Genomic DNA, 25,966 nt, shown 5'->3' with positions numbered 1-25,966 from the left:
GGCTGCTAGCGGCCGTCATCAGAGATCGGAGATCATCATCATGCAGCGTAATGATCACCGCTTGCGTAGTGCCCTACTGGCCCTCGGCACGCTCGTCGGGATCCTGCTGCTGCCGTACGTGTCGTTGGCACAGGCGGTCGACCCGCTACCATCGTGGAACGACGGTCCAGCCAAAACGGCGATAATTGAATTCGTAAAAGCCACAACCGACCCGGCGAACCCCAAGTTCGTATCGCCCGATGCGCGGATCGCTACGTTCGATCAGGACGGTACGACGTGGGTCGAGCAGCCAATGTACGCGCAGGTGATGTACTGCCTCGACCGTGTCCCGGCACTGGTGGAGAAAAAGCCGGAACTGAAATCCGTCGAACCCTTCAAGACCGTGCTGTCCGGCGACCGGGAAGCAATGGCGAAGTTGCCGAAAGAGGATCTGATGAAGATCCTCGGCGCTACTCTCTCCGGAATGACGGTCGAAGCTTTCAACGCCGAAGTGAAGACGTGGATCGAAGAGGCCAAACACCCCCGTTTCAAGCGGCTGTACACGGATCTCACCTATCAGCCGATGCTCGAAGTGATGCGCCTCTTCCGTGACAATGGCTACAAGACCTATTTCGTTACCGGCGGTGGCCAGGATTTCGTGCGCGTCTACGCCCAGAGGGTTTATGGCGTCCCGCCGGAACAGGTGGTCGGCAGCGCGGGCGCGACGGAATTCGGCTACGACACAGCTGGTAAGCCGGTCCTCACCAAGGTGCCCAAGCTGCTGCTCAATGATGACAAAGCCGGCAAACCCGAAGGCATCCACTTCGTCATCGGGCAGCGCCCCGTTGCAGCCTTTGGCAACTCGATCGGCGACAGAGAGATGCTGGAATACACCCAGGCAGGCGGCGGCGCTCGCTTGATGCTGCTCGTGCATCACGACGACGCCGAACGTGAATACGCTTACGGGCCGGAATCAAAAGTCGGAACATTCACTGACGCATTGATGGACGAGGCCAAGAGCAACGGCTGGATCGTTGTCAGCATGAAGAATGATTGGAAACGGATTTTCGCGTTCGATCAGTAGCGCCGAAGCCCGCTTCATACGTCAGCTTTTGCATGCCTCCGCCAACGTCGGACGAGAACGCGCGCAATCGCTTAAAACCCCAACAAAATCGATCTTTCTTGAACGTCTACGCAGCAAGAGCGCTGCCGCAAATTGATGAGCATTCTATTGGTTAAGCATAAAAAAAAGAACGCGGGAACTGCGCCGTAGAGCGCCGGTTTGCGCGAAGAGCGGCAAAGGCCCTCGGGTAGCTTAAGGAGCAAATCAATGGCTATCAGAACTGCATCAAAAATAAAAATTGCCATATGTGCAATGGCGCTCGCGATTGGCGGCGGCACCCTCACAACGTCAGCAGAAGCATGCGGTCTAGGCTGGGGCTGGAGCGGTGCGGCTCCGGTAGCTGCTGCCGGTTATGGCTGGCGGAGACCCTGGGGTTGGGGCGCTGGCTATGGCTGGAGATCAACTTATCCGGTTGCTGCTGGCTGGGGCTGGGGTTGGCGCAGACCATGGGGTTGGAATGCCGGTTGGGGTTGGCGTAGACCTTGGGGCTGGAGAGCTGGCTGGGGTTGGAGAGGCCCTGGCTGGGGTTGGCGCAGACCCTGGGGCTGGAGAGCTGGTTGGGGCTGGAGAGGCGCCGGGTGGGGCTGGAGAGGCGCTGGCTTGGGCTTCCGTAGAGGCTGGGGCTGGAGGGGCGCCGGGTGGCGCGGAGGTGTTGGCTGGAGAGGCGCCGGCTTCCACCGTGCTGGCTTTGGTGGTGGCTTCAGAGGCGGGTTCCGAGGCGGCCTCAGACGCTAAATCGAAATTGAAGTGGCGGACAGAAAACATTCCGTCCGCCACTTCTGTATGTTGATTTCAATATCCGGACCGCAAACGTCCGCTGCCGGACGCCTTTTGCGTATTGGATTTTTGAAAGACGATTTTTTCGGACGAATTCGCGTAGCACTTTCGTATGTTTGCGCATCGCGCAGCTCCGGACGGATAGCCTCCGCCCGCGCGCTCGCCAGCCAATGCTTTGCACACCGTATCGACACCCTCCGGCGTCAGCCATTTTTCGCGCGCACCCGCTTGGGCAGCGCCACAGTCTGCGGCGAGCTCATTTCCGCCAACGGACTTGTGGGCGCATTCGTGCTTGAACACGAACATGCGCACGGCAGCCGGCTGCTTCTGCATGAGCGTGTGGTTAATATAGATTCCCCTGCCAGGCACGAACCGTCCTTCCATCGGAAGGTTGGAATCCGAAAACACAGGCGTTGCGCCGCAGATCATCGACTGCCCAGCAATTTTGATAGACGCCGCGTCGGCGCGATGCACACAGATAGTCGCCATGGCTGCAGCCATGAAAATCAGCACAAATCGATGTTTCACTAGAGAAATCCCCCGTGGTTTCTTGCACGTTCAACATCAGAATGTGCTTAGAATCGGGCGCTAGCGATCACGATTGCCGCAGATGGAAGGACTTGGATCTTCTGGCTCGCGATGAAAAACGGGAAGCCGACGACAGATCAAAGCATCAAATTGTTCCGATAAAATAAAGGATTTTTGACATCGTGCAGCACTCGATGCCGACGACATCGAGTGGTGTTCAAGCAGCCTATGTCGCGTGACCAATCGTCATTATGCGATGAGTCGTTTTTGACCTGACGCCGCAAAAAGCCAACGCGGAGCCATCCTCGCCGCCCGACCACACTCTGTTTCGTTGGTCCAATTTTCAGAATTCACCGACTGGAACGACGTGTCGAGATGGGCTGACGGACTCTTCGACCCGCCCGCCCAAGTCTACGGAGAACTCAGTCGAAGGACGAATTTCTGGCGGTTCCGGTCAGTCGCCGCAAGGGCGTCGCCAAATCGTAGATTCGGACCCAGCGCTCCCACAAAAAAAGCGGCCGACGAGTAGGTGTCGACCGCTTCTTTTGATGATTTCGGATCTGATCTTAGACGAGATCAATTTCCGCCGGCATCTAAGACGTCACCTCGAGGCCAACTTCCTGCGCGCGTACGGCGGCCTTTGTCGAGGTCTTCATGGTGGTAACAACCGTGCGATGCCTCTAGGCTTTCGTATGAATGTCAAAACGGTCGGCATTCATCACTTTGGCCCATGCTGATGCGAAGTCGCTAACGAACTTGCCTCGAGAATCGGCACATCCATAGACCTCCGCAAATGCGCGAAGCTGCGAATGCGACCCGAAAATGAGATCGACGCGCGTTGCGGTCCACTTGACCGCCTTCGTCTTGCGATCCCGCCCTTCGAACAAGTTCTCGCCTGCCGGCTGCCATTCCGTACCCATGTCCAGCAAGTTCAAGAAGAAGTCATTCGTCAGCGTGCCCGGCGACTTCGTGAACACTCCGTGCTTCGACTGACCGACGTTCGCATCGAGAACGCGCAAGCCTCCAAGGATCACCGTCATCTCCGGCCCCGTTAGGCCGAGCAATTGCGCGCGATCGACCAGCGCTTCTTCCGGCGTCATGAATTGATGCTTGTTACTGATGTAGTTCCGGAATCCATCAGCGCGCGGCTCGAGTGGCGCGAAGGATTGAACGTCTGTCTGATCCTCAGACGCATCTGTACGGCCGGGTGCGAAGGGAACGGAGACGTTGACGCCGGCGTCCTTTGCAGCCTTTTCAACCGCCGCACAACCGCCCAGAACGATCAAGTCCGCGAGCGAAACCTTCTTGCCCTTTTGAGCGCCGTTGAATGTCGTCTGAACCGCTTGCAGCTTTGACAACACCAGCGCGAGCTGCGCCGGCTGGTTGACCTCCCAGTCCTTCTGCGGCGCAAGCCGAACACGTGCGCCGTTAGCACCGCCGCGCTTGTCGGAACCGCGATACGTCGAGGCCGAAGCCCATGCAGTCGAGACGAGCTGTTGAACCGTCAAGCCGGACGCAAGGATTTTCGCTTTGAGATCCGCGACATCCGATTCACTCACAAGTTCATGATCGACTGCCGGGATAGGATCCTGCCAGATCAACGTCTCTTTTGGAACCAAAGGCCCCACATAGCGGGAAACCGGTCCCATATCGCGATGGGTAAGTTTGAACCACGCGCGAGCGAATGCATCGGCGAACTGGTCCGGATTCTCATAGAAACGGCGTGAGATCTTTTCGTAGGCGGGATCGAAGCGAAGCGCGAGATCCGACGTCAGCATGGTCGGCACATGCTTTTTCTTTGGGTCGTATGCATCGGGAATTGACGCTTCCGCGTTCTTTGCTCGCCATTGGAACGCTCCGGCGGGACTTTTCTCGAGCTCCCATTCGTACTTGAAAAGATTCTCGAAGAAGTAGTTGCTCCACTTCGTCGGAGTCTGCGACCACGTCACTTCGGGCCCGCCGGTGATCGCATCGGCACCAAAGCCGGTACCATAAGAGCTCTTCCAGCCGAGACCCTGATTCTCGATAGCTGCCGCTTCCGGGTCCGCGCCAATGAACGACGGATCGCCCGCGCCATGCGTTTTTCCGAACGTGTGGCCACCGGCAATGAGGGCAACGGTCTCCTCATCGTTCATGGCCATGCGAAAGAACGTTTCTCTGATGTCCCTTGCCGACGCTATCGGGTCCGGATTTCCATTCGGTCCTTCAGGATTGACGTAGATCAGCCCCATCTGGACTGCGCCAAGGGGTTCGCTCAGCTCACGCTCGCCGCTGTAGCGTTCATCACCGAGCCAAGTCCCTTCGGGCCCCCAGTACAGCTCTTCCGGTTCCCAGGTATCCACCCGGCCGCCAGCGAAGCCGAAGGTTTTGAAACCCATAGACTCCAAAGCGACATTGCCGCTGAGGACAAAGAGGTCAGCCCACGAGATCTTGCGTCCATACTTCTGCTTGATAGGCCAAAGCAGACGGCGGCCCTTATCGAGGTTGGCGTTGTCCGGCCAGCTGTTCAAAGGAGCGAATCGCTGTTGGCCACCGCCCGCACCGCCTCGTCCGTCGGTGATGCGGTACGTACCGGCGCTATGCCACGCTAGGCGAATGAAAAGACCGCCGTAGTGGCCGAAGTCAGCTGGCCACCAATCTTGCGAATCCGTCATCAGCGCATGCAGGTCTTTGATGACGGCATCGAGATCGAGCGATTTGAACTCGGCCGAGTAATCGAAACCATTTCCCATCGGATCGGACAACGAACTGTTGCCGTGAAGGATCCTAAGGTCGAGGTGGTCGGGCCACCAATCGAAATTCGATCGGGAACGCAGCGTTTTACCTTTCGGCGTTCCGTGCACCGGACACTTAGCAAGTTCGTTCATGTCACTCTCATTATTTCCAACTTGGCCAGACGCGCCATCTATTACTAGATGATGCCTAGTGAAACCAATACTCAAATAATCCTCGCGAAGGCCGCTGCTCCGGTGGAAACCTCCACGGTCGGAGCCTCGGTTTTGACGGCGCGCAGGCTCTGCTGATCCTGTCGCTCTGCCGGCCCGACGCTCTCATCACGACCAAACATCGCTTCCAGCGTTCGCACGCAAAGCACCACGTTATCGCCAGCCAGGCGATAGTAAACAAGCTTAGCTTCGCGACGCGTGACGACAAGATCGGCACGGCGAAGCTCCGCAAGTTGCTGACTGAGCGTTGGCTGACCAATGCCCGTTGCTTTCTCGATCTCCGCTACGCCCCGCTCGCCGCCGAGGAGATAAGAAAGGATCATCAGACGCTGCGGCTGCGCGAAGACACGAATTTTTTCAGTCGCCGCATCCGCGAGTTCACGAGATTCGAAAAGCGTAGTCATCTGTCTGCTTTCAAACGATAGAACCAGTCGTGCGGTAGAGCCGCCGTCAGGCGGCCCTGGGGAACGACGGGCGGCACCAAAACATCGTCGCCGGGCTGCCAATCGGCAGGAGTAAGCGCGTCTCCGCTCTGCGAGCGCCGAAGCGCAGCCACCATACGCAGCATCTCGTCGACCGATCGTCCGACGCTCATCGGATACCAGTTCATGGCGCGAATAACCCCTTTGGGATCGATGAAATAGACCGCGCGAACGGCAGACGAATCCGCCGCCTTTTCATCGAGCATCCCGTAAGCACGCCCGATCGCCATCGACGGATCTTCGACGACAGGAAACGGAACCTCGACACCGGATAGCTCCCTGATCGCATTCAACCACGCGACATGAGAGAACAGACTATCAACCGACAACCCGAGCAAGGCGCAGTCCATCTCGGCAAACCGCGGCGCCGCCTTGGCCAAGGCCACGAATTCGCTCGTGCACACCGGCGTGAAATCGGCGGGGTGTGAGAAGAACACCACCCATCTTCCGCGAAACTGATCGAGGGTCACCTCGCCTTGGGTCGTGCGCGCCCGGAAATTGGGCGCCAAATCTCCAATTCGAAGAGGCCTATCGCCCGTCGTCACTGTGTTTTCCATGGCGCCTCCTTGCCACAGCACACCCACTTGACGCAAGCAAAATACACAATTACATAAATTATGAATTCGTAGGAGCTATAGCCCATGGACCCCGTTGTCAGTCAAGCCGACGCCTTGATCCGCAGTTTACGCGAATCCGCAGTGAAACCCGCTATCCAGGCCTTCTTCGACGAACCGACGAACACGGTGAGCTACGTCGTGCATGATCCTGCCACCCGTGCAGCGGCGATCATCGACAGCGTATTGGATTTCGACCAAGCGGCTGGCCGTACGGATACGAAGTCAGCGGATGCGATCATTGCCTATGTCCGCGCCACCGGGTTGAAGGTCGAGTGGCTGCTGGAAACGCACGCGCACGCCGATCACCTCTCGGCCGCGCCGTATCTGCAGAATGTGCTCGGAGGCAAACTGGCGATCGGACGCGAGATCATTCGCGTCCAGAACGTCTTCGGCAAAATCTTCAACGTCGGGACTGAGTTCGAACGCGACGGATCGGAGTTCGATCGACTGTTCGCCGATGGCGACCGCTTTCAGATCGGAGAGATCGAGGCCATTGCGCTCCACGTACCGGGACACACGCCGGCCGACATGGCGTATGTCATCGGCGACGCGGTCTTCACGGGCGACACGTTGTTCATGCCCGATTACGGCACCGCCCGCGCGGATTTCCCCGGCGGCGATGCCCATCAGCTTTATCAATCGATACGCCGGCTCTTGCAGCTGCCGGGAGAGACGCGTCTTTTCCTCTGCCACGACTACAAGGCTCAGGGGCGGGATAAATATGCCTGGGAAACGACGGTCAGCGCCGAGCGAACCGGCAACATCCACGTGCACGAAGGCGTGAGCGAAGACGAATTCGTGACCATGCGGACAACCCGCGACGCGACGCTCGCGATGCCCAAGCTCATTCTGCCTTCGGTCCAAGTCAACATGCGCGGCGGGCGCCTTCCAGAGGCTGAGGAGAACGGCACTCGCTATCTGAAGCTCCCGCTGAACGTGCTGTGATGCCAGGCTTTCCTCAGGCTGCCCCCGTAGAGGGCCTCGTCGGCGGACTTCTCATCGGCCTCGCCGCCGCAATCATGTTGCTCGGCAACGGGCGCATCGCCGGCGTCAGCGGACTGTTCGCACGGGCACTCGGCATATCGCCCGGTCAAACGCCGCGACAGCTCGCGTTGGCCTTCATCATCGGCTTGCCCATTGGGGCCGGATTGGTTGAACTTGTCGTCGGCGTGAACGCCAACTTCCCCGCTCCGGCCTATCTGCTCATTGCAGGTGCGATCGTCGGCTTCGGCACGCAGCTCGGATCGGGTTGCACGAGCGGGCATGGCATTTGCGGCCTTTCCCGGCTTTCTAAACGCTCCATCTTCGCGACGCTCACCTTCATGAGCGCAGGCGTGATCACGGTCACGATGATGCGACTGCTAGGATTATCCCCATGACGAGAGAGAACCTACTCGCCTTGCTCAGCGGCGTACTCTTTGGCGCGGGTCTCGCGATATCCGGAATGATCGATCCGGCGAGAGTCCGCGCGTTTCTCGACGTGACCGGCAATTGGGATCCCACCTTGGCCTTCGTCATGGGCGGCGCGCTGCTGCCGATGGCAATTGCTTGGCAGATATTGAAGCGCAGCCCAAAGACGCTCGCTTCGAATAGCTTTCCTTCGACGAGCAACGTCGATTGGCGATTGATCAGCGGTGCGGCGATTTTCGGAATCGGTTGGGGTATTGGCGGCATTTGCCCTGGCCCCGGCGTAGCAGCCCTCGCGGTCCAGCCGATGTCGGCGCTCCTCTTTGTATTAGCCATGGCTGTGGGCATGCGAATTCACAGCCTCATTTTTCCAGCGCGAAGCGCGAGCCGAGCGTAAGTCAGGAGATTTTTTTCATGTCCTTCAAGGAACTCAGCCCGTCGTTCTCGGTCGCGCCGCAATTGACGGAAGCAGACATTGCCGACGCCGCAAAGATGGGCTTCCGCTCGATCGTATGCAATCGGCCCGATGGCGAAGAGAAAGGACAACCCACGGCGTCGGACATGTCCCGCCTTGCCGAAAGCAAAGGCATGGCGTTCGCGCATGTGCCTGTCGTCGCGGGGCAGATCACGAGCAACGATGCCGACGCGATGCGGGATGCACTCGCGCATCTCCCTCGCCCGGTATTGGCTTTCTGCCGAAGCGGCACGCGTTCGGCGACGCTGTGGGCGTTAGCCGATTCCGATCCGAAAGAGCCTGTAGCCGCGATCGAAGCCGCGAAGCGCGCAGGCTACGACCTAAGCTCCATCATGCCGGCGCTCGAGCGACGCGCTAAAGCAGCCAGCGCGATGACCTACGACATTCTCATCGTCGGCGGCGGATCGGCTGGAATTGCTACAGCGGCGAGCTTGCGCAAGCGCAACCGGAAAATCTCCATCGCCGTCATCGATCCTGCAGAGACCCATTACTATCAGCCGGGCTGGACGTTGGTCGGTGCCGGCGTGTTCTCGCCCGAGCAGACGCGGCACAGCGAAGCGAGCGTCATTCCGAAAGGCGTCGAATGGATTCAGGCGGCCGTCACCGGGTTCCTGCCTGAGCAAAACCAGGTCCAGCTCGCCGATGGAGGCATCGTGAAATATCACGTGCTCGTCGCCGCCCCGGGCATCAAGCTCGCCTGGGACGCCATACCGGGTCTTGCTGAAGCGCTCGGCTCCAACGGCGTGACGTCCAACTATCGCTACGATCTGGCGCCTTACACCTATCGGCTGGTGCGAGAATTCCGCCGCGGTCGCGCGCTGTTCACTCAACCGCCGATGCCGATCAAATGCGCCGGCGCACCGCAAAAGGCGATGTACCTGTCTTGCGACATCTGGAGTGACGCCCGCGTACTTCAGGATATCGACGTCGAATTTCATAACGCCGGCACGGTGCTTTTCGGCGTTCCAGCCTATGTGCCGGCGCTCAAAAACTACATCGAACGATACGGCATAGACCTGCGCCTGGAATCAAAGCTGGTTGCGGTCGATGGCCAAAGGAAAATAGCGACCCTCGAAAGCAAGACCGCCGATGGCTCCGTTCAGCGCATCGAGCGATCATTCGACCTGCTTCATGCCGTACCGCCCCAAGTGGCGCCCGAGTTCGTTGCCAACAGCCCACTTGCAGGTCCCAGTGGCTTCATCGAAGTCGATCAGGCGACGTTGCAGCACGTTCGCTATCCAAACATCTTTGCCTTGGGCGACGCGGCAGGAACGAGCAATGCGAAGACAGCCGCCGCAGCCCGCAAACAAGCGCCCGTGGTTGCGGTCAACGCGCTGGCAGTGCTTGAGGGCAAAGAGCCAGTCGCAGATTACAATGGCTATGGCTCCTGCCCTCTCACAGTCGAACGCGGCAAGATCGTGCTCGCGGAATTTGGATATGGCGGCAAGCTGCTTCCAAGTTTCCCGACTTGGCTGATCGACGGCACGCGCCCGAGCCGTACCGCATGGTTCCTCAAAGAGAGACTTCTGCCGCCGATCTATTGGCGCGGGATGCTCAAGGGGCGCGAATGGATGGTTCATCCGCACCTCATCGAGGAGCCGGCGTGACGCTCGAGCCTCTGCAATATTTCCTCGGCGCCGCTTCGGGATCAGTGGTCGGCTTCACGCTTGCTCTTGTCGGTGGCGGTGGATCCATACTCGCTGTGCCACTGATCGTTTACCTCGTGGGCGTTTCCAACCCGCACATCGCCATTGGAACGAGCGCGTTCGCCGTCGCCGTAAATGCAGCAACAGGACTCATAGGTCATACCCGCGCGCACACTGTGAAATGGCGCTGCGGCGGAATGTATGCGGCCTCCGGCGTGATCGGCGCACTGCTCGGTTCGACCATGGGCAAGGCGGTGGACGGCCACAAGCTCCTCATTCTGTTTGCGATGGTCATGGTGCTCATCGGTGTTCTGATGCTGAAGGGGCGTGGCAATCCAGGTAACCCTGGCGCCGAATGCAATCGTGAAAAAGCTCCGAAGGTTCTCAGCTACGGCCTTGGCACCGGACTCTTCTCCGGATTCTTCGGGATCGGCGGCGGCTTTCTCATCGTGCCGGGTCTCGTCGGTTCGACGGGGATGCCGATACTGAATGCTATAGGCACATCGCTGATTGCCGTCACCGCGTTCGGACTCACGACCGCGATAAATTATGCCTATTCCGGTCTCATCGACTGGCCGCTCGCACTCGTATTCATCGCAGGCGGCATCGCCGGAGGATGGGCCGGCACCCGCGTTGCCACTCACCTAGCGAAAGAGCGCGGCATGCTGACGACCGTATTCGCTGCACTCATCTTCGTGGTCGCAGCATACATGATCTGGAAAAGTCTTCCCGCGATCGGCTTGTAAAAAGAGCGATCGCGAGGCCTGGGGCACCTCGCTTATCATCACCGGGTTCCGGATAACGGACTCGATTTGCCCGCTGGATGGATACCCGTTTCACAGCCGGTTAATCTTGATAATGCGCGCCATGCAAAAAATTGCTTGGCACCTGTTATTCATAATTGCTCCGCCATCGCCACCCGAGAATGGTCGGCCATTTGACTATCGCATCCATCAATGAAAGGCCGCTGCTATGTCGCCTGACAAGATTGATCGTCGCGATTTTATGACGAGTTCGATTGCCGTTGGCACGACCACCATCCTAGCCAGTGAATCTGGCAGTGCGGATCACAAAGAGAAAACGGAGACGCGTGGCTCAGCGACAGGAACCGTTTACACAGGTGAGTCTGTCCAGGGAAAGAAAGTTGTCAGTCGACTGAACGTCACCGACCTTGAGCCTGGCACAAAACATTTTCTCTATTTTCAGGGCGTGCAGACGCCCGGCGGCCAGCCTTGGTATGTTTCGGTCGCCGTTGCCAGGGGCATTCGACCCGGAAAGCGATTCACGCTGACCAGTGGCGTTCACGGCGACGAGATGAGTTCGATCCAAACGGTCCAAACCGTGATCGATCGGCTCGATCCCACGCAGATGTCCGGGACTGTCATGGCAGTTCTAGACATTGCGCGCCCGGCGATAGAAAGCATGCAGCGCCGGTGGCCGAATTCGGGGCGCGGTACCGATCTCATCGATATGAATCGGGAGTGGCCGGGAGACGAGAATGGCGCGAGTGCCACAAACCGTCACGCAGGCCTATTGTTCAACCGCCTCTTGAGGCCGAACTCTGACTTCGCGATTGACTTCCACACCGGGACGACCGGTCTGGAAGTTGCCGCCTTTATCATCGGCGATCGCCGGTTACCCGACGTGAAGACCATGGCGGACCTCTTTCCCGTTGGGTTGATGTGGGATGATCCAGCTTATCCAGGCGTTCTACACAATGCGTTTGTCGATGTCGGCATCCCGTGCTTCACGCCTGAAGTTGGCGCGGCCCGTGTCCTTGATAGAGATATGATCGCCCTGTTTGTTGAAGGCACGTTGAATGTACTGAAACACTACGGGGTGCTAAGCGGGCCCATTGGCCGTACTGCGGCGGACGCAAACATGCTCATCGGCGACGCCGCGTTTCCGATCATCGCGACGCATGGCGGCTTGGTTGAGTTTCATGCAAAGCTCGACGATGACGTCAAAGCCGGTCAGACGATCGCCGTACAGCGAAACATGTTTGGCGAGGTGGTCGCAGAATATACCACCGAAGTGAGTGGCAGATTGGCAGCCCATCGCACTGACGCTTCGTCGGATCCCGGCAACGTTCTGGCATTCATCCTATTCAGCCGGCCCGGTACGCCCGTACGTAGCGGCGCGCAGCAATACAGCGAAAAGTCTTACCCCGAGTAATGGCTCCGCCGGTCTCTTTATGGCTTGCGTTTAGCAGGGTGGGGGCGGTGCAAAGGATGGCTGATCTTCCAGACTCGCGGGAAAATTCCCCGCGAGTCTCACACTCCGTACCCGCTGCATAGTTCGCCAACGCGACTTCGACAAGATTGTCAGAGAGCACGATCATCTTTGGTGCCAACCTTAAGGCGCGCAAAGGCCGAGACGAGGAATAGATCGTCCCGCACTGTGAACCAGGAGCCAGCCGACGCGGCGCGGCTGGACGCGTGCCAGCTCGAGAGCAGTTAGTCCGAACATTTCGACGCCTCGGGCACGTCAGGCTCTGTCCCGGCTTCATCCATGGAAGGGTTAGGAGACCGTGTGAAAGCGACGACGGGCTTGGCCCTGGTGTCGACGGAGAGCCGGAAAATATCAGGACGGGCATAGTGGCCTACGACGTCAAGATCGTACTTGCCACGCGCAATGATCCGCCGGTCCAGTTCCGCGACCTGGATTGTTTCTCCAGTGAAATCGGGTTCGACAAGAATATTGCCGAGAGGGTCGACGATGCAGGAGCCGCCCCGAATAAGGACGGTCTCCGGGTTGTCTCCGTGGATGGGTCGGTAATCTGGTGGTCCGTCGCCCCGCGTAAAATACTGGCATGCGGAGATCACGAAACACCGCCCTTCCAGTGCGATCGTGCGCATGGTCGGCAGCCAAGTGTCACGATCGTCGACTGTTGGTGCACAGTAAAGCTCGATACCCTGGGCGTACATAGCCGTACGCAAGAGCGGCATGTAGTTCTCCCAGCAGATGACGCTGCCTATGCGCCCGAGAGGCGTATCCACGACGCCGATTGTCGAACCATCCCCGAAACCCCAGACCAATCGTTCGAGTGCCGTCGGCATCAGTTTGCGATGCCTGGAGATAAGTTCACCCGAAGGAGCATACGTCACTGCGGTGCAATAGAGCGTCCCGCCATCGCGCTCAATAATGCCGACGACGAGATGGATCCGGTTGTCGCGGGCGATTTCGCCGAGACGGGCGGCTTCAGGCCCCGGAAGATCGATTGCGCTCTCGTGGTAGCGCCGGAAATCCTCCCGGCCCTCTAGGCTTCTCATTCCCAACCGAGCCCCGAAATCGAGGCCCTTCGGATATCCACCGACGAATGCTTCGGGGAACACCACCAGTTCCGCCCCCTTACCGGCTGCCTCGCGTGTGAGGTTGGCGAGCTTGGAGAGAGTTTTCGGTGTATCGAAGAGGACAGGTGCAGCTTGAACGACAGCCGCTTTGATGATCGTGGACATCGGAATAATCTTTCAAACAACTACACAACGGCTTTTGCACCAAGCGATGGTTGTGAAATCAGATTTGCGAGCAGGGTCAGACCATCCTCGAGATCGCCACGGTCAGGCGCGACGCCCAAAGAAATTCGAACAGCTTCAATTGGGTTGGAGACGATCGCGAAGGCGGAGCTTGGCACGATCGAAACCCCCACGCGATCAGCATATTCGGCGAAATCGGGAGCACGCCAGTGATCCGGCAGGCGCATCCAGAGGTGATAACCATTGGGGTCGGCAGCGAAATCGAGTCCTTTAAAAATTGCCGACGCCAACTTTTGTCGCTCGACGCTCTCTGTCCGGATTGACGCTGCGATGTCCTCCAGAACGCCTTCAGCGATCCAACGGCTGGCCAGCGCGGACATCAGGGGAGGCGCCATCATGATGGTGGCGCGCTGTATGCCGGCAAAACGCAATGCCAATGTGGCGCTCGGCGCGACGACATAGGCCACGCGGAAGGCAGGCGTAGCGCATTTCGAGAGTGTTTCGATATGCCATGTGATATCAGGCGCAAGTTCCGCCAGCGTGACCCTGCTTTCAGCCATCAGTGGGCCATAGGGGTCATCTTCAATAATAATCACACGGTGCTTTCGAGCGATCTCGACGAGAGCCCTGCGTCGATCTTCCGGTAAAGTAGAGGTTGTCGGGTTGTCGAGGTTTGGAACGACATAGAGGGCTTTCGGTGTATTCTCCCGGCAGACTTTTTCGAAAGACCCCGGAATGATGCCCTGCTCATCCATTTCCAAGGGCTCAAGAGCGAGCCCCTTATGAAAACCGATCGCCTTCAGGCCTGGAAAGGTCATCCCACCTGCGGCGACGACGTCGTCTCGCGACAGTAGCAACTCGCAAATCCCGAAAAGAGCGTATTGCGCTCCACCCGTCACTACGATTCGATCGGATGTTGTCTTGATCCGCGGAGCAAGCCAGTTGGCAGCAGCCACGCGATCGGGTTCCGCACCCGTACTTTCCTGATAGTTGAGATTTAGCAGTCCTTTTGAACTTCCTAGAACTTCCGCTATCGCTTTCGGGATGATGCTTCGGAAATCGATCGAAGCCGGCGGGGGCGGTATGTTCATGCTCAGATCGAGCGACGGCTGAGGCTGGGCACCAGCCTCGCCATCGAGCGTCCGGCTGATAAAGGTTCCGCGACCCGCTTGCGCTTCGACCAACCCCCGACGACGCGCCTCGGTAAAAGCTCGCGTTACGGTGGTGAGGTCGACCCCCAAGGCTTCGGCGATGACACGCTGGGCCGGCAAGCGGTCACCCCGCGCAACGCGGCCTGACCGGACATCTGCCTCCAACGCCTCGACAATGCCCAGATATTTCATCCGAGCAGTCTCGATCAGCCTCGGCTTCCACATCCAAGCCCCTCAAGCTGTATGGTTTATTGACATACAATCCATATAGAATGTATGCATATAATGAAAAGTGGGGGATGTCAGTTTGGATGACCTCCGCCAAAGGGCACCGGCGCAAATCGGCGAAATTCAAACCTTTATTTTCCTCCCCAATGCGACGCGCTTCAGGGGTGCGAACGCATGACTAAGCCCTCACCGAGAACTGCATGGATTGCGTGAATGCCTTCCCCGATGCTCCTGATCCATCCCAACGAATGTAACGACTGCGGCGGCGGAAATGGGCCGGGCTAAATGCTCGTGCCGATGCGGGTGCGTTCGACAGCGTGCTCAACAAGTTGCGGGACTAATTTTCGGAGAATTCAGGCGATAGCGATGCTTGATGCAAGGCACAGGAGCAATCAGCAAAAAGCAGAGGTGTACGCGCTGGAGGTTACTGGCAAGGACATCAGACAGGTAGAGATGTCAGCATCGGTGATTCCAGCGGGAACGCCGATCAACATTGCATTCCTGGGAAATGAAAATCATTCGCAACGTGTGAATGCGGCCCGGATAATACGAGCCTGCGGATTCGAGCCCGTCCCGATCATCTCGTCGCGCCGTCTGCGATCCGAGAATGACCTCAATACCCTGCTTGAAAGGCTGATCACCGAAGCCCGTCCATCACGCTTCATCTTCGTGGGCGGCGACCCCTCTAGCCCGGCAGGTCCGTTCCAAGATGCATTAGCCATTCTTCGAAGCGGTGTGGTGCAACGTTACGGTATTCGCCATGTCGGGATCGTAGGATATCCCGAAGGGCACTCGAAGATTGATGCCGATACCCTTCAGAAGTCCCTCAAATGGAAGTACGCCTTTCTCCGGGATGCAGGCTGCACTGTGGAGATAACGACGCAATTTGGGTTCGATACCGATGCGGTCGTTCGATGGATCGGACAGCTGCGCACTGAAGGCATCGAAGCGCTTGTACGTATCGGCGTCCCCGGCCCCGCAGATGTTTCCACACTCCTTCGGTTTGCCAGGCAGTTTGGAGTGGCGACATCCTCACTGATAGCGAGGCGATATGGCCAGTCATTGTCCCACTTGCTTCGCCGCTCTGTCGCTGACCGCTACTGGAAAGACCTCACTACTGGCATCAAGGATCAAGATCTGGGAGCGATCCACTATCATCTCTATCCCTTTGGTGGGATTTTAGACGGCGTCCACTGGATGAATCAGCGCGTGCCGCAGAACCTTCCAGATCGAAACGATCCAGCCGGCTAAGGTTTTTTTGTTGAGAAAGATGAGATCTCGGGCGTCCATGACACTCCGTCCCATTTAGCGTCGTCGAAGGTGAAGTCGTTTCGAACCGATCCATCGGACAGTTGCACGAAGGGCTGCCCGCGTTGTGGATCGACATCGAGAAGGACGCTCTCCATGCGGAGCGTGCCGAAAGTGATCGACCCAAACGCAATCAGGCAAAGGACGTAGAACCTTCGGCCGCAGCATGCGTACATTTGGCGCCTGAAACGAGCGCGCGCTCACTTCCACAAACAGACGGCGCTTCCGTTTTAGCCCATCTCGGCGGGAGCAAATCCCGACCTTTCGGCATTCTTTGGAATTCCATCCCGTGAGTGGAATTGCCGACCCTATGCATGCGACTTCAGCATAAGGCGCAATAAAAACGCCAAATATCTGATCTCGCACCCCTTTCCGAAAGCGCCTGATCAACCGGCAATGCCGTGATCGCGCCGGAAAGGGAACTCTGGGGGAGAGTATCGCGGGGGAAGGACCGATGAAGTCATTAAAAATATGTGTCGCGACGGCAACGCTTGCGTGCCTCTCTGCACCCGGCGCCATGGCTCAGGATGCAGGAAGCGCAACGCCACAGCCGCCGCCCGCTGCCAACGAATCTCAGCCGGGGCAAAAACTTCCCGATGTGGAGGTTATCCAGCAGCAGCAGCAGAAAACAACTGCGAAGCCAAAGAAGGCCGCGCGGAAAGCCAAGCAGCAACCCGTTCAACAGGCGGGGCCGCCACCTGCCCCTGGCACGGAGCCGGCGGTCGCGGAAGATGGCGCAGCGCCGACAGGTCCGGTCTTCGCTGTCCGCATGAGGAAACGCCCTGCCCTATAGACCCTAGCGAGATCGATGATGAGATTCCCACTTGCCTCACCATCCGGCCCGGCAACCGTATGCCCGGCGTTCCGCGCCATCGCTTCAAGGCCGGCTTCGACTATAAGCTGACGCCTAAGTGGACCTTCGGCTCTGACCTGATCGCTGCCAGCGACCAGATCTTCTACGGCGACGAAGGCAACCATGACCGGCCGCTGCCAGGCTGCGTCAAAGTCAACCTACATACGTCCTACGACGTCACCGACCATATCCAGGTCTACGGACTGATCGAGAACCTGTTCGATCAGCAGTACGGCGTCTATGGGACATACTTCAATACTGAGCTCGCTCAAGAAGCTGGACCCGGCGAAGGTGGTTCAGGTGGGCCTGACCCCTCTCTCAAAGGCTTGAAATATGATCCAGACAACGCACGGACGATCACACCAGCCATTCCCTTCGCGGCCTATGGCGGCGTGAAGGTCAGGTTCTGATCGCAGACAGGCGCCGGCTTCGGCGGGCGTCTCGATAGCATTCTATCAATCGAGTACAAACCCGTCTCTCGATTGAGTAGCAAGCGGTGGCTCGGCAACGGCCGCCGCTTTTCTTTTTCGTGCGAAGACGAAGGCGTCGAGTCGGCAAAAACGCCTATTTCGCATCCGGCTTGACAGCGACGCCCCACGGGAGGCGCCCGACGCGAACCGACTTTTCCGCCTTGAGCGTCGCTACATCGATAACCGTCACGTCGTTCGTCATGCCATTGGCGACGTAAAGCTTGGTACCGTCAGGCTTCAGGGCGAGATGCCAAGGCCGCTGTCCGACGAGGATGTAGCTTTTGATTTCATGCGTCGCCACATCGACGACGGCGACCCTGTTCGACGGTCCGAGCGCAACAAATGCCGTTTTGCCGTCGTTTGTGAAGCGAATGCCTATTGGCTGCATCAGTTCGGGGCGAATACCGGACACATCAAACGTGAGCTTCTTTTTGATCTGGAACGACTTTGTGTCGATGATGGAGACCGTGCCACCCACCTCCGCCGAAACCCAGACCTCGCTGCCGTCTTTGGTGAATGTCGCCTCCCTCGGCCGGGTATCGACGAGGATGTTGGCCAAGACCTGATTGGTCTTCGCATCGATAAAATGCGCCATGCTCGTCTGTTCTGACGTATTCACGACGAGGCCGTCATCCGGCGAGACCGCCATTCCCTCCGGCTCTACGCCGACAGGAATCTCGGTGATTGCTTGGCCCGTGAACCTGTCAATGACAGTGACCAGCCCGTCGTCTTCATTCGCGACATAAATGCGATCACCCTTATGATTGATATCAAGAAGCTCCGGGTCTGGACCGGACGCCGGATAGGATTTTGTAACCTCGAGCTTTTCGGTATCGATGACATCGAGGCGGTTGTCGTCGCCGACGCATACGATCAGTTCTTTGTAATCCGGCGTGATGACGATACCGCGCGGCCGCTTTCCTGTCGGAATGCTCTTGATGATCTCGAGCGTCTCGCTGTTGACGACAGTCACAGTGTTATCGCGCTCGTTCGAAACGAAGATCTTATCGGCAAAGGCGGATGGCGCGGCGCTTAGCATCAGCGTGGCGCACAACGCCCGCGTCGCAGCTTTGTTCATAGTCGTCATCCTCCAATGCGTTGATCGATTCATCCTGGAAGTTTGCAAGCTGTTTCCGGCGCATCGATCCCGAGTGTGTCAGTCAGATGCTTTTGGTGCAGGAAGCCTTCCTGCGGAGACATCGAGACGAGAGAGCGTGGTCCGGTCAGGATGATGGGTTGACGGAGTTGCCTGTCCCATGAGCGGAACGACATACCCTGGCCCTTGAAGCCCGCGACCTGAAAGTCTTTCGACAGCAAATACGCGCGCAAACTCGAGATATCGGCCTTCCCGCTGCGCGTAACCGCCTCGCCAAAAACGCGCGCCGCGAGCCACGCCATATAATCGCGCTCCGTCATCTGTCTTTTGGCCATTGCTAGAAACCGGTTCTGAAGCTGAACGCCGCCGTATTGCTCGTAGGCGCGATGCCAAGCGACGGCGACGAGCCCGTGCGTGCCAGCGACCGGCTTCGGCACCGAAGTTCGCCAGAGTAGATACTCTCCGAACGTCTCGTCGGTATCGGCGGCGAAAACGATGTCGTGCGGCGGCGGAGACTGCGTCAACATCGGAATTTGCGCTTGAATCTGTTGGTGTCCGGTTTCAGAGCGCCGATTACCCGGATCGAATGTGATCGTTCTCTCTTCGGCAATGGTGCTGCCGAATTTCTTCGCCGCGCGCTTCATTGCATTGGCGTAGTGAATGTCCTCCTTTGTGGCGCCCCGCAGAAGAAACCAGGTGTTCCACCGCTTCCACGCCATGTATTGCGCCAGCGCGTCTGCGCGCATGGCCCAGCTCGGCGCGACGTGGAAAACATTCCGGCGGCAATTAACGCCTCTGAGATCATCGTCGCTCGTGCGCACGTTGATGATGACTGCATCACGTGCTTCGGGGAGATCTGCGAGACGGAGAAGATCCTCCGGTTCTAGATCGGCTAGGAGCAGACGCGTCGACTGCAGCAACGCCTTGGCGTCAGCGACGATGTCGCCATCTTTCGGCGTGATCTGTTCGTCGAGATGATACGACTGATTGAGGAATCGACCGGTTGCGAGATTGTCGCTGACGCCAAGCCGTGCTCCTTGGACGCCCTGATCGGTGATGACCGGCTCAACCAGCGAGATCGGCAGCGGCTCCGGATAGTCGCGGCCAAGATATCCGATCTCGACTTGAAGCGGTATCGCGGGGTTAGAACTTGCGCCGGCCGCAAACGCCAAAACAAACGGCAGCAGGCACACAAAACGTCGAACTGTCGCTTTCACGGAATGTCACTGAGTTGTCTTGACTTCGTTGGCCGGCGTCCCGGTCCCCGAGCCAGTAAGAAACTTCAACGCGCCGACTGCAGCTTCATTGCCCGCGCCAGTTGCTATGTCGAGGGCGGTTTTTCCCGCCGCCGATTTCATTTTTGGATCAGCCCCCGACCTAAGGAGAAGGCCAATCATCGGCGCGCTGTTCTGTCCGGCAGCGATCATGACAGCTGTCACGCCATCGGTGGAAGCTGAGTTGACGTCCGCGCCGCGTTTGATGAGTTCCTCGGCTATGACGAGAGGCGTCGGTCCGTGTGCGAGCTGATTGAGACGCTGTTGCGGTTGCAGCTGTGTCGCGCAGACCATCAACGGCGTCAGCTTCTCGGCACCGCCGCCGACGTTGACCTTGGCTCCGGCATCGATGAGGGCCTTCGCTGCGAAAAATTTGCCGTCCGCAAGGGCGACTTCAAGCGCTGTGTAGCCTTTCTCCGTGCCCCTTTCGATGTCCGCGCCACGTTTGGCAAGCAGTTCGATGGACGGCACGTGATTGACGTTGATCGCGTGACGAAGCGCGGTCATGCCGTCACTATCTTGCGCATCGGCCTTGGCTCCGGCATCGAGCAGGATCTCCATAAGGTCCGTCCTTCGGATGCTAGCTGCAGAGCCAAGCGGCAAGGCGCCAAGCTGATCTCGCTTATTGACGTCGGCGCCCTTCTCGATGAGGAATTTCAGTCGCTCGGCGTCTGCGCCAACGACGGCGTTCATCAACTCGGTGTTGACGTCGACACCCTCTTTCAGCCACGCCTCAAGGCGTTCGCGCGAGACGATCTGATCGGGTGCCGCTTTCGCACTCCGCTTGCTGGTCTCCTGAACTTTGAGATAACGATCCTCATAAGCCGCGCCCTGGGTCTCCTGGATGACACCGTGGGACGGCAGGCTGCCTTCGATGATGCAGTTCGAGCACTGGACAAGCGGCACGCCGTAGTCTTCCAGAATTTTGGCGATCTCGTCTTTGGCGTCCTCCATCGCCATGTCGATCTTGAGCTTCAGGACGACGTCAGTGTTTTGGACGCCCCATCCGAGAGAAAACTCAAGAGGAACATTGTCGACCATCATGTTGACGGGCTGAATGGTGAGAGGCTCGCCTTTCTTCTTCAGCCAGCCAGCGAACGGCCCCCATACCGCGGCGATGTCGATCTTGCCATCGGCGACGCGCTGGACCTGCCGCCAAGGTTGCTTCTCGGGCTCAAGATCGGCGTCGGCGCTCACGATCTGCAGGTCGACGTTTTCCTTGATGTCGTGATCGGCGAGAACCTGTCGCATCGCCGACTGCTGGAATACGCCGACATTGAGCTGATGGAGGGCAGGATCGTCCATGCTCTTGATGTCGAGACCTTTATCCGAGCGATAAGCAAGAACGTAGGTCGTGCGGTAGATGGGCACGGTGGTGAGAAGATCGGGGTAATCCGTCGGCATCCCGAGCAGGACCTGGCACTCGTGGTTATCGAACGTCTCACGCGTCAGACCGCGCTCCAAGTAAGGGCGCCAGAAAAACGCGATATCGACACCGAGCTTGCGGCCGACGGCTTCCGCGATCTTGTTCTCGAAACCTTCTCTCTTGTTGTCGGACAGCGGCAAGTTGCCCGGATCGGCGCAGGCAACCAGGCGCGTCAGCTTCAAATTCTTGGCTTCTTCTTTGGCTGCAGACAGCTCGGCGGAAGTGAGCTGATCGAACGGCTTCGATTTCAGATAGCTCAAGTCGCGGCTGAAGCTGGGCGTAGTCGTTGCCGCGAATGCTGCGCTGATAAGAAGAAGCTTCAGGCCACGCATTATTCTTTGACCTTTTTGGGTTGCGTTGAATTTCGGTTCAGCCCGCGAAGCCCGCTCGGCCGCATGTCGCGCACACATCGGTGCAGTAAACGGAAATGGCGTCCGGCCTGTTCGAGGTCCGGACGCCGCCTTTGCAGTTACATCATCCTTACGGATAGACCCGGAAGGTCGAGAGCACGCCGCCCTGCGGGATCTTGTCGAGGCCCGAGGCTTTCGCCATGGCCGTCGCACCGATCGCGCCGAACTTGTCGTCCATGTCGAGGCCTGCGGTAACCGGGATGCCGATCCACCCGCCCAGACCTTGGAAGACGGAGATGTACTCTTTGCCGTCCACTTTGTAAGCGATCGGGTTACCGATGATGCCGGAAGCAAGCTTGCGTTCCCAAAGCACCTTGCCGGTGTTGCGATCAACCGCACGGAAGTGGCCGCTGTTCGAACCGTAGAACATCAGACCGCCGTCGGTGTTGAGCGTACCCGACCAGTTCGGATAGGGATCGGGAATTTCCCAGTCCGCCGTGCCGGTCAGAATGTCGAACTTCTTGATCTTGCCAGTAACGCCCGGCTTCTCAGGATACATATAGACGTTGGCGAAGACGTACACGGTACCCTGCTGGGTATGCGTACGATCCTGCGGTTCGTCTTCCATGCACCAGTTGTTGGTCGGGCAATAGAACTTGTTCGGCTCTTTCGGATCGACCGAGCAAGGCTGCTGATCCTTGCCACCCATCGCCGACGGGCAAGCCTGGACGTTACGATGCTTCTCGAACGGCGAGTGCTCATAGACCTTGATCGGACGACCGGTCTTGAGATCGACCTTCTCGGCCCAGTTCACTGTCACGAACTTGTTGGCGCGCAACAGCGTGCCGTCATCGCGATTGAGAACGTAGTTGAAGCCGTTACGGTCGAAGTGAACGAGAACGTCCTGCTTCTTGCCATCGACATCGAGATTGTCCACGAGGATGTTCTCGTTGACGCCGTCATAGTCCCACTGATCGAACGGTGTCATCTGATAGGCCCAGGCGACCGAGCCATCTTCGACATGACGGGCGAAAATGGTCATCGACCACTTGTTGTCCCACTTGCCGTCGTTGCACTCGTCATGGGTCTTGGCACCGCAGCGATACGACGGGCTCCAGTGGCCCGGGTTACCGGTCGACCAGTAGACGAGCTTGCGCTTGGGGTCGTAGCTGCCCCAGGCCCAATACGACCCGCCGCCGATTTTCCATTCGCCACCGTTCGTCGACGGATAGCTCGATACGCCGATATCGGAGCCGGCCGTGCCGTATTCAGGGTGCGCTTTGTTGGTGTCTTTCGTCAGGCATACGTCCTTGTCGGGGCCGGTCGAATGGCACTTCCACACGACCTTACCGGTCTTGATGTCGTATGCCGTCAATCGTCCGCGAGCTGCGAATTCGTCGCCGCCAAAACCTGCAATAACGAGGTTCTCGGCGATCAGCGTCGGGCCGGTGATCGTTTCGCCCTTTTCAGGATACGCATGCTTGACGACCCAGACTTCCTTGCCCGTCGTCGCATCAAGCGCAATCACGAACCCGTCAAGTGTGTGATAGATGACTTTGCCATCCGCATAGTTGACGCCGCGATGAACAGTATCGCAGCAGGCGCGCGGAACGGCGGTCTCGTCGCGGTCTGTCTTCTTGACGTAGTTCCAGACTTGCACGGGGTTGTCCGGATCGGTCAGGTCAAGCGCCTGCAGGATGTTGCACTGTGCCATGTTCGGGCAACCGGACGAGAAATACATCATCGGCTTGCCGTTATGGATGACGACAATCGGCTGACCTTCATGGCCACGCAACGCACCGGTCGATTGCGACCACGCGAGCTGCAGTTTATCGATGTTGCCGGTGTTGATATCGGCAAGCGGCGAGTGGCGGGTGAGCTGATTGTCGCGACCCGGCGCAGGCCATAGATCCGGATTTTTTGCCGCTTGTTCGATCTGCTCGTTGGCAAAGCTTGGCACTGCCGCGCCGCAAAGGAGCGCCACCGCAAGCCCGCCCGCCAACAGGAATGATTTCCTGAAGCTCATGGGTTTTCCTCTCCATCAGTTCGATGCAGACGCATGCCCTGCCCCACCGTTGTCTTTCGACGCCGGTTCGCTTCGAATTTGCGGCCACACGAGCGAGAGCAATTTACGTTGCAACTTTTGGCGTCGGCCGGTGGCGAAACAAGCGAGTTAGACTTGCAGCAAGACCATCGTCCGACAAAAGTGCGGAGGATGGCGAGAGAGCCTGGAGGACCGGGCTTTCACACCACCCCACCGCAAGCGTGGCAACCGGACACTAGGTGTCAGTCCTCCAGGCCACCACGGGATGATTTCCCGATGTTTTTTGTCTGCATTCCCATTGCGATCGGGATTGCTCAGCTCGAGCCGCGCTTCTAATTCTTGCGCATTTCAAGCGCCATTCTGATGAGATCAGCGGTTCTCTCGACCGCGAGCTTGTTCTTCATCAGACTGCACGCATTGGCGACGGTCTTGTAGGCGACGTTGAGGGTCGACGCGATCGCTGAAAGGCTCTTGCCCTCTCCGAGCAACCTCAGAATTTCGATTTCGCGCATGGTCAGGCGCTCAAGAAGATCGCCGTCGCCGGAAAACTGCTTCATAGCGAGGTCCGTTGCGATTTCCCGCTCTACATAGCGCTTGCCTTCGCCGACGCGTAGCACCGCGGTTACCAGCTCCTCGGCGGACGCGCCTTTCGAAATATAACCCCGAGCGCCTGTCTGCACGGCGCGCGCGGCATAGATCGCTTCGGCATGCATGCTGAGCATCAAGACCTTGGCGTTGGGGTTTTCGATAAGAAAGCGCTTCAGAAGTTCGAGGCCGCTCGATCCGGCAAGACTGATGTCAAGCACAACGACATCGGGGCTCTGCTGGCGAAATACCGTGAGCGCCTCATAACTCGTTGCTGCTTCATAAATGTCCGCACTCGGAATCGCCGAGAGAAGGCGGCGGACGCCTTGGCGGACCAGAACGTGATCATCGACCAATAGGATCTTCATCATATCCCCGTGCCTGTTCTCAAGGATTCCGGTGCGCTCGCTGTCGTAGAAAGATAAGGGAAGTGCGCTTCGACCAGCGTGCCGCGGCCGTCTGGGCGATTCCCGATGTTGAAAGTGCCGTTGCGCGCGGCGACCCGCTCGCGCATGCCCGTCAGTCCGTGTCCCGAACGATTTGACTTCAAGCCGCCTCCATCGTCGACGACCCATACGCGGACACTGTCGCCCTCCAGCGCAACAGCGGCGTCGATCACCGATGTATCGCCGTGACGAACAGCATTGCTCATGCTCTCCTGAATGATGCGGTAGACGACGGAATCGAGTTCGGCGCTGACGCCGCCCTCCGGAATAATCGTGCGCACATTCAAGCCCGGATGCCGGGAGGTCCAGAATTCGACCAAACGCTGGACGGCCGCTTCAAGTCCGAGGTCTTCGACTGTTCCGGTTCTCAGCCTGCCGAGAATTTGAAGGACGCGCCTCTGACTAAGGCCCACCGCTTCGCGAATGGAATCGAGGCGCTCGACCACGTCGCGGTTTGCGCTGTCTCCGAGCGCCTTCTGCACCGCCGCCGCATCGAGGCCGACGGAAAACAAAAGCGGTCCGATTTCGTCATGAAGATCGCGAGCCAGCTCCGCCCGCTCTTCATCCTGCACGGTCGACAGCTGCTCTTCGAGCAACGTTTTCGAGGCCTCGGCCTGCTCGAGTTGGCCCACCATGTGGTTGAAGCCGCTCGTAACCGCCCTGAGATCGCGAGGACCGCTTTCAACGAGCCGCAAATTGAAATCGCGCTGCGCTACTCTGGCGATGGCATGGCGCAACTGATCGAGCGGCTTCAATTCGCGCTCAACGGTCCAGTAGATCAGCGCTGAAACAAGCCCGGCGAGTATCGCCGCAAGGAACAGGCTGTTCGCAAGATCTTCCCAAACCTCCTGCACTTCGTTGCGGGGCTCCGCCTCGATCAAGAACGCAGAATAGTCCTGAATATTCGGCGGCGTCGGAACCCGTGCAGATTCGGGGGAACCTCCGAGCAGTTTGTAAAACCAGGCCGGTGCCGGATCATCGGGCGTCTCAAGATGCGATTGCACGACCCGGGCGCCGCTCATGTCGAGAAGCGACACACGTAAATGGCGTCCATTGTTAAACTGCTCAATGATGCCGCTCAATTTCTGATAGGGGTTCGGAGAACTCTTCAGCCCGTTTACTCCGTCCTCCAGCACCTGTTCACCGACCACGAATGCGGAATGCAGCTCGGTCTCTATCTTTGCTGCGGCACGCCAGTAGGACATGAACGCTCCGATCAACAGGCTTAGAGCCAGGACGAGCGCGACGTTCATTAGGAGGCGTTGACGGAGCGACATGAC

The 25,966-nt window shown here is 58.4% G+C and carries 22 protein-coding genes; 10 read left to right on the top strand and 12 right to left on the bottom strand.

Annotated elements, in window-relative coordinates; genetic code table 11:
* Positions 1-40: 40 nt before the first annotated feature.
* Positions 41-1,063, top strand: coding sequence for an HAD family hydrolase (locus K2Q04_RS07190; RefSeq protein WP_291161239.1), 1,023 nt, complete (start codon positions 41-43; stop codon positions 1,061-1,063).
* 831 nt (positions 1,064-1,894) lie between these two features.
* Here the strand turns inward: K2Q04_RS07190 and K2Q04_RS07185 are convergent.
* From K2Q04_RS07185 to K2Q04_RS07170, 4 genes are all read right to left on the bottom strand, one after another.
* Positions 1,895-2,407, bottom strand: coding sequence for a hypothetical protein (locus tag K2Q04_RS07185; RefSeq protein ID WP_291161236.1), 513 nt, complete (start codon positions 2,405-2,407; stop codon positions 1,895-1,897).
* 680 nt (positions 2,408-3,087) lie between these two features.
* The gene (gene katG / locus K2Q04_RS07180) at positions 3,088-5,274 is read right to left on the bottom strand and encodes a catalase/peroxidase HPI (protein WP_291161233.1); all 2,187 of its coding nucleotides are present in this window, start codon (positions 5,272-5,274) and stop codon (positions 3,088-3,090) included.
* A 71-nt stretch (positions 5,275-5,345) separates the two neighbouring features.
* Complete coding sequence (locus K2Q04_RS07175) at positions 5,346-5,756, bottom strand: metalloregulator ArsR/SmtB family transcription factor (RefSeq protein WP_291161230.1); 411 nt, start codon at positions 5,754-5,756, stop codon at positions 5,346-5,348.
* On the bottom strand, positions 5,753-6,391 hold the full coding sequence (locus tag K2Q04_RS07170) for a peroxiredoxin (RefSeq protein ID WP_291161227.1): 639 nt from the start codon (positions 6,389-6,391) through the stop codon (positions 5,753-5,755). The genes K2Q04_RS07175 and K2Q04_RS07170 overlap by 4 nt, the downstream gene beginning before the upstream one ends.
* An 84-nt stretch (positions 6,392-6,475) precedes the next feature.
* On the opposite strand from K2Q04_RS07170, the gene K2Q04_RS07165 reads away from it, so the two are divergent.
* The 6 genes from K2Q04_RS07165 to K2Q04_RS07140 all read left to right on the top strand — a co-directional run bounded on the left by K2Q04_RS07165 (position 6,476) and on the right by K2Q04_RS07140 (position 12,154).
* Positions 6,476-7,396, top strand: a complete 921-nt coding sequence (locus tag K2Q04_RS07165; protein WP_291161225.1) for an MBL fold metallo-hydrolase — start codon at positions 6,476-6,478, stop codon at positions 7,394-7,396.
* Positions 7,396-7,830, top strand: coding sequence for a YeeE/YedE family protein (locus K2Q04_RS07160; protein ID WP_291161222.1), 435 nt, complete (start codon positions 7,396-7,398; stop codon positions 7,828-7,830). Before K2Q04_RS07165 ends, K2Q04_RS07160 begins: the two co-directional genes overlap by 1 nt.
* The gene (locus K2Q04_RS07155; protein ID WP_291161219.1) at positions 7,827-8,255 is read left to right on the top strand and encodes a DUF6691 family protein; all 429 of its coding nucleotides are present in this window, start codon (positions 7,827-7,829) and stop codon (positions 8,253-8,255) included. Before K2Q04_RS07160 ends, K2Q04_RS07155 begins: the two co-directional genes overlap by 4 nt.
* A 17-nt stretch (positions 8,256-8,272) precedes the next feature.
* Positions 8,273-9,940: a TIGR01244 family sulfur transferase gene (locus tag K2Q04_RS07150; protein ID WP_291161217.1), complete on the top strand. Its 1,668-nt coding sequence runs from the start codon at positions 8,273-8,275 to the stop codon at positions 9,938-9,940.
* The gene (locus K2Q04_RS07145; RefSeq protein WP_291161214.1) at positions 9,937-10,725 is read left to right on the top strand and encodes a sulfite exporter TauE/SafE family protein; all 789 of its coding nucleotides are present in this window, start codon (positions 9,937-9,939) and stop codon (positions 10,723-10,725) included. The genes K2Q04_RS07150 and K2Q04_RS07145 overlap by 4 nt, the downstream gene beginning before the upstream one ends.
* 259 nt (positions 10,726-10,984) lie before the next feature.
* The gene (locus tag K2Q04_RS07140; protein ID WP_366935742.1) at positions 10,985-12,154 is read left to right on the top strand and encodes a succinylglutamate desuccinylase/aspartoacylase family protein; all 1,170 of its coding nucleotides are present in this window, start codon (positions 10,985-10,987) and stop codon (positions 12,152-12,154) included.
* Between the two features lie 281 nt (positions 12,155-12,435).
* Here the strand turns inward: K2Q04_RS07140 and K2Q04_RS07135 are convergent, their stop codons facing one another.
* Together K2Q04_RS07135 and K2Q04_RS07130 are read right to left on the bottom strand one after the other, a co-directional pair.
* Positions 12,436-13,437, bottom strand: a complete 1,002-nt coding sequence (locus K2Q04_RS07135) for a carbon-nitrogen hydrolase family protein (RefSeq protein ID WP_291161209.1) — start codon at positions 13,435-13,437, stop codon at positions 12,436-12,438.
* A gap of 20 nt (positions 13,438-13,457) precedes the next feature.
* Positions 13,458-14,798: a PLP-dependent aminotransferase family protein gene (locus K2Q04_RS07130; protein ID WP_291161206.1), complete on the bottom strand. Its 1,341-nt coding sequence runs from the start codon at positions 14,796-14,798 to the stop codon at positions 13,458-13,460.
* Between the two features lie 402 nt (positions 14,799-15,200).
* Between K2Q04_RS07130 and K2Q04_RS07125 the strand changes: the two genes are divergently transcribed.
* The 3 genes from K2Q04_RS07125 to K2Q04_RS07115 all read left to right on the top strand — a co-directional run bounded on the left by K2Q04_RS07125 (position 15,201) and on the right by K2Q04_RS07115 (position 17,405).
* Positions 15,201-16,085 (top strand): hypothetical protein, encoded by an 885-nt coding sequence (locus K2Q04_RS07125; RefSeq protein ID WP_291161204.1) that lies wholly within the window; start codon positions 15,201-15,203, stop codon positions 16,083-16,085.
* 511 nt (positions 16,086-16,596) lie between these two features.
* A complete protein-coding gene (locus K2Q04_RS07120) occupies positions 16,597-16,935 on the top strand; it encodes a hypothetical protein (RefSeq protein WP_291161764.1) in 339 nt (112 codons plus the stop codon).
* Positions 16,932-17,405 (top strand): TonB-dependent receptor, encoded by a 474-nt coding sequence (locus K2Q04_RS07115; RefSeq protein WP_291161758.1) that lies wholly within the window; start codon positions 16,932-16,934, stop codon positions 17,403-17,405. The genes K2Q04_RS07120 and K2Q04_RS07115 overlap by 4 nt, the downstream gene beginning before the upstream one ends.
* A gap of 154 nt (positions 17,406-17,559) precedes the next feature.
* Here the strand turns inward: K2Q04_RS07115 and K2Q04_RS07110 are convergent, their stop codons facing one another.
* From K2Q04_RS07110 to K2Q04_RS07085, 6 genes are all read right to left on the bottom strand, one after another.
* Positions 17,560-18,543 (bottom strand): PQQ-dependent catabolism-associated beta-propeller protein, encoded by a 984-nt coding sequence (locus K2Q04_RS07110; RefSeq protein WP_366935741.1) that lies wholly within the window; start codon positions 18,541-18,543, stop codon positions 17,560-17,562.
* A gap of 29 nt (positions 18,544-18,572) precedes the next feature.
* Positions 18,573-19,778 (bottom strand): ABC transporter substrate-binding protein, encoded by a 1,206-nt coding sequence (locus K2Q04_RS07105; protein ID WP_291161198.1) that lies wholly within the window; start codon positions 19,776-19,778, stop codon positions 18,573-18,575.
* A 6-nt stretch (positions 19,779-19,784) separates the two neighbouring features.
* Positions 19,785-21,593, bottom strand: coding sequence for a quinoprotein dehydrogenase-associated putative ABC transporter substrate-binding protein (locus K2Q04_RS07100; RefSeq protein ID WP_291161195.1), 1,809 nt, complete (start codon positions 21,591-21,593; stop codon positions 19,785-19,787).
* A gap of 148 nt (positions 21,594-21,741) precedes the next feature.
* The gene (locus tag K2Q04_RS07095) at positions 21,742-23,637 is read right to left on the bottom strand and encodes a PQQ-dependent dehydrogenase, methanol/ethanol family (RefSeq protein ID WP_291161194.1); all 1,896 of its coding nucleotides are present in this window, start codon (positions 23,635-23,637) and stop codon (positions 21,742-21,744) included.
* Positions 23,638-23,987: 350 nt separating this feature from the next.
* Entirely contained in the window at positions 23,988-24,608 is a 621-nt protein-coding gene (locus K2Q04_RS07090; protein WP_291161192.1) for a response regulator transcription factor, read from the bottom strand.
* Positions 24,608-25,963, bottom strand: coding sequence for a histidine kinase (locus K2Q04_RS07085; RefSeq protein WP_291161188.1), 1,356 nt, complete (start codon positions 25,961-25,963; stop codon positions 24,608-24,610). Before K2Q04_RS07085 ends, K2Q04_RS07090 begins: the two co-directional genes overlap by 1 nt.
* Between the last annotated feature and the right edge of the window lie 3 nt (positions 25,964-25,966).

Source organism: Hyphomicrobium sp. (assembly GCF_019753045.1).
Lineage (GTDB): Bacteria > Pseudomonadota > Alphaproteobacteria > Rhizobiales > Hyphomicrobiaceae > Hyphomicrobium_B.
The sequence above is the reverse complement of the archived record's forward strand: the minus strand, read 5'-3'. Positions and strand labels throughout refer to the sequence as shown.

Excerpts from the sequence above, each read along its gene's own strand:
- K2Q04_RS07125 (WP_291161204.1), top strand. The coding sequence starts at position 15,201 with ATGCTTGATGCAAGGCACAGGAGCAATCAGCAAAAAGCAGAGGTGTAC.
- K2Q04_RS07095 (WP_291161194.1), bottom strand. The coding sequence starts at position 23,637 with ATGAGCTTCAGGAAATCATTCCTGTTGGCGGGCGGGCTTGCGGTGGCG.
- K2Q04_RS07090 (WP_291161192.1), bottom strand. The coding sequence starts at position 24,608 with ATGAAGATCCTATTGGTCGATGATCACGTTCTGGTCCGCCAAGGCGTC.
- K2Q04_RS07160 (WP_291161222.1), top strand. The coding sequence starts at position 7,396 with ATGCCAGGCTTTCCTCAGGCTGCCCCCGTAGAGGGCCTCGTCGGCGGA.
- K2Q04_RS07155 (WP_291161219.1), top strand. The coding sequence starts at position 7,827 with ATGACGAGAGAGAACCTACTCGCCTTGCTCAGCGGCGTACTCTTTGGC.
- K2Q04_RS07175 (WP_291161230.1), bottom strand. The coding sequence starts at position 5,756 with ATGACTACGCTTTTCGAATCTCGTGAACTCGCGGATGCGGCGACTGAA.
- K2Q04_RS07150 (WP_291161217.1), top strand. The coding sequence starts at position 8,273 with ATGTCCTTCAAGGAACTCAGCCCGTCGTTCTCGGTCGCGCCGCAATTG.
- K2Q04_RS07135 (WP_291161209.1), bottom strand. The coding sequence starts at position 13,437 with ATGTCCACGATCATCAAAGCGGCTGTCGTTCAAGCTGCACCTGTCCTC.
- K2Q04_RS07165 (WP_291161225.1), top strand. The coding sequence starts at position 6,476 with ATGGACCCCGTTGTCAGTCAAGCCGACGCCTTGATCCGCAGTTTACGC.
- K2Q04_RS07110 (WP_366935741.1), bottom strand. The coding sequence starts at position 18,543 with ATGAACAAAGCTGCGACGCGGGCGTTGTGCGCCACGCTGATGCTAAGC.
- K2Q04_RS07190 (WP_291161239.1), top strand. The coding sequence starts at position 41 with ATGCAGCGTAATGATCACCGCTTGCGTAGTGCCCTACTGGCCCTCGGC.
- K2Q04_RS07120 (WP_291161764.1), top strand. The coding sequence starts at position 16,597 with ATGAAGTCATTAAAAATATGTGTCGCGACGGCAACGCTTGCGTGCCTC.
- K2Q04_RS07100 (WP_291161195.1), bottom strand. The coding sequence starts at position 21,593 with ATGCGTGGCCTGAAGCTTCTTCTTATCAGCGCAGCATTCGCGGCAACG.
- K2Q04_RS07140 (WP_366935742.1), top strand. The coding sequence starts at position 10,985 with ATGACGAGTTCGATTGCCGTTGGCACGACCACCATCCTAGCCAGTGAA.
- K2Q04_RS07085 (WP_291161188.1), bottom strand. The coding sequence starts at position 25,963 with ATGTCGCTCCGTCAACGCCTCCTAATGAACGTCGCGCTCGTCCTGGCT.
- K2Q04_RS07170 (WP_291161227.1), bottom strand. The coding sequence starts at position 6,391 with ATGGAAAACACAGTGACGACGGGCGATAGGCCTCTTCGAATTGGAGAT.
- katG (WP_291161233.1), bottom strand. The coding sequence starts at position 5,274 with ATGAACGAACTTGCTAAGTGTCCGGTGCACGGAACGCCGAAAGGTAAA.
- K2Q04_RS07130 (WP_291161206.1), bottom strand. The coding sequence starts at position 14,798 with ATGAAATATCTGGGCATTGTCGAGGCGTTGGAGGCAGATGTCCGGTCA.